The organism is Enterococcus sp. BSD2780061688st2 D3, from assembly GCF_005844145.1.
Taxonomy (GTDB): Bacteria; Bacillota; Bacilli; order Lactobacillales; family Enterococcaceae; genus Enterococcus_B; species Enterococcus_B durans.
This window is the reverse complement of sequence record NZ_SPHN01000043.1, coordinates 1819-5030: the sequence shown is the minus strand read 5'-3', so window position 1 is coordinate 5030 and position 3212 is coordinate 1819. Positions and strand designations below refer to the sequence as shown.

The window sequence follows — 3212 nt, the reverse complement described above, 5'->3', positions numbered from 1 at the left end:
GCGTGGCGACGTCCTACTCTCACAAGGGGCAACCCCTCACTACAATCGGCGCTAAGAAGCTTAACTTCTGTGTTCGGCATGGTTACAGGTGTATCCTTCTCGCTATCGCCACCACACTGTGGTGTTATCTTTTATTGAGTTTGCATTTTGCTCACTCAAAACTGGATTTGAAGTTTAAGTAATGTCCGAGTTCTTTTCTTTTAACCATTTGGTTAAGTCCTCGATCGATTAGTATCAGTCCGCTCCAACCATCACTGGCCTTCCACTCCTGACCTATCTACCTGATCATCTCTCAGGGATCTTACTTTCTTAAAGAAATGGGAAATCTCATCTTGAGGTGGGCTTCACACTTAGATGCTTTCAGCGTTTATCCCTTCCCTACATAGCTACCCAGCAATGCCCTTGGCAGAACAACTGGTACACCAGCGGTAAGTCCATCCCGGTCCTCTCGTACTAAGGACAGCTCCTCTCAAATTTCCAACGCCCGCGACGGATAGGGACCGAACTGTCTCACGACGTTCTGAACCCAGCTCGCGTGCCGCTTTAATGGGCGAACAGCCCAACCCTTGGGACCGACTACAGCCCCAGGATGCGACGAGCCGACATCGAGGTGCCAAACCTCCCCGTCGATGTGGACTCTTGGGGGAGATAAGCCTGTTATCCCCAGGGTAGCTTTTATCCGTTGAGCGATGGCCCTTCCATGCGGAACCACCGGATCACTAAGCCCGACTTTCGTCCCTGCTCGACTTGTTGGTCTCGCAGTCAAGCTCCCTTCTGCCTTTACACTCTTCGAATGATTTCCAACCATTCTGAGGGAACCTTTGGGCGCCTCCGTTACCTTTTAGGAGGCGACCGCCCCAGTCAAACTGCCCATCTGACACTGTCTCCCACCACGATCAGTGGTGCGGGTTAGAGTGGCCATAACGCAGGGGTAGTATCCCACCAGCGCCTCCATCGAAACTAGCGTTCCGATTTCTACGGCTCCTACCTATCCTGTACATGCGGTACAGACACTCAATATCAAACTACAGTAAAGCTCCATGGGGTCTTTCCGTCCTGTCGCGGGTAACCTGCATCTTCACAGGTACTAAAATTTCACCGAGTCTCTCGTTGAGACAGTGCCCAAATCGTTACGCCTTTCGTGCGGGTCGGAACTTACCCGACAAGGAATTTCGCTACCTTAGGACCGTTATAGTTACGGCCGCCGTTTACTGGGGCTTCAATTCGTACCTTCGCTTACGCTAAGCACTCCTCTTAACCTTCCAGCACCGGGCAGGCGTCAGCCCCTATACTTCATCTTACGATTTTGCAGAGACCTGTGTTTTTGATAAACAGTCGCTTGGGCCTATTCACTGCGGCTGATCGAAGATCAGCACCCCTTCTCCCGAAGTTACGGGGTCATTTTGCCGAGTTCCTTAACGAGAGTTCTCTCGCTCACCTTAGGATTCTCTCCTCGACTACCTGTGTCGGTTTGCGGTACGGGTCATTGTTTTCTCACTAGAAGCTTTTCTTGGCAGTGTGACATCAGGAACTTCGGTACTATTATTTCCCTCCCCATCACAGCTTATCCGTGTAGACAGAAGCATTTGACTCCTATCAAGACTTACTGCTTGGACAGACATTTCCAATCGTCTGCATTCCTTAGCCTCCTGCGTCCCTCCATTGCTCAAACAAAAACAACGAGTACAGGAATATCAACCTGTTGTCCATCGCCTACGCCTGTCGGCCTCGGCTTAGGTCCCGACTAACCCTGGGCGGACGAGCCTTCCCCAGGAAACCTTAGTCATTCGGTGGACAGGATTCTCACCTGTCTTTCGCTACTCATACCGGCATTCTCACTTCTAAGCGCTCCAGCAGTCCTCACGATCTGCCTTCAACGCCCTTAGAACGCTCTCCTACCAATACACCTAATGGTGTACTCCACAGCTTCGGTAATATGTTTAGCCCCGGTACATTTTCGGCGCAGGGTCACTCGACTAGTGAGCTATTACGCACTCTTTAAATGGTGGCTGCTTCTGAGCCAACATCCTAGTTGTCTGTGCAACCCCACATCCTTTTCCACTTAACATATATTTTGGGACCTTAGCTGGTGGTCTGGGCTGTTTCCCTTTCGACTATGGATCTTATCACTCACAGTCTGACTCCCGGATATGAATGAATGGCATTCGGAGTTTATCTGAATTCGGTAACCCGAGATGGGCCCCTAGTCCAAACAGTGCTCTACCTCCATCATTCTCAAATCCGAGGCTAGCCCTAAAGCTATTTCGGAGAGAACCAGCTATCTCCAAGTTCGTTTGGAATTTCTCCGCTACCCACACCTCATCCCCGCACTTTTCAACGTACGTGGGTTCGGTCCTCCAGTGCGTTTTACCGCACCTTCAACCTGGACATGGGTAGATCACATGGTTTCGGGTCTACGACTACATACTCAAACGCCCTATTCAGACTCGCTTTCGCTGCGGCTCCGTCTCTTCGACTTAACCTCGCATGCAATCGTAACTCGCCGGTTCATTCTACAAAAGGCACGCCATCACCCATTAACGGGCTTTGACTTGTTGTAGGCACACGGTTTCAGGTTCTATTTCACTCCCCTTCCGGGGTGCTTTTCACCTTTCCCTCACGGTACTGGTTCACTATCGGTCACTAGGGAGTATTTAGCCTTGGGAGATGGTCCTCCCGGATTCCGACGGAATTCCTCGTGTTCCGCCGTACTCAGGATCCTCCTAGGTGCCTTCCAAATTTCATCTACGGGGTTTTTACCCTCTTTGACTGACTTTTCCAAGTCATTCGATTATCTGAAAGAACTACCATATTGGAGTCCTACAACCCCAATGAGCAAGCTCATTGGTTTGGGCTTTTCCCGTTTCGCTCGCCGCTACTCAGGGAATCGAATTTTCTTTCTCTTCCTGCAGGTACTTAGATGTTTCAGTTCTCTGCGTCTACCTCGAATGCGCTATGTATTCACGCAAACGTAACATCCTATAAAAGATGTTGGGTTTCCCCATTCGGAAATCTCTGGATCATAGCTTACGTACAGCTCTCCAAAGCATATCGGTGTTAGTCCCGTCCTTCATCGGCTCCTAGTGCCAAGGCATCCACCGTGCGCCCTTATTCACTTAACCTTATCAACCTTGCGGTTGGGTTTTGATCTTTCTTCTAGCGATAGAAGTCCGATCAAGAAAATAAGCAATTGAACTTATTAAAAAACTCTA

At 49.9% G+C, this 3212-nt stretch carries 2 rRNA genes; both read right to left on the bottom strand.

What is annotated here, in order from left to right:
• Positions 1-116: ribosomal RNA gene (gene rrf / locus FGQ66_RS14740) — 5S ribosomal RNA — on the bottom strand.
• 92 nt (positions 117-208) lie between these two features.
• Positions 209-3122, bottom strand: a 23S ribosomal RNA gene (locus FGQ66_RS14735).
• Positions 3123-3212 lie beyond the last annotated feature (90 nt).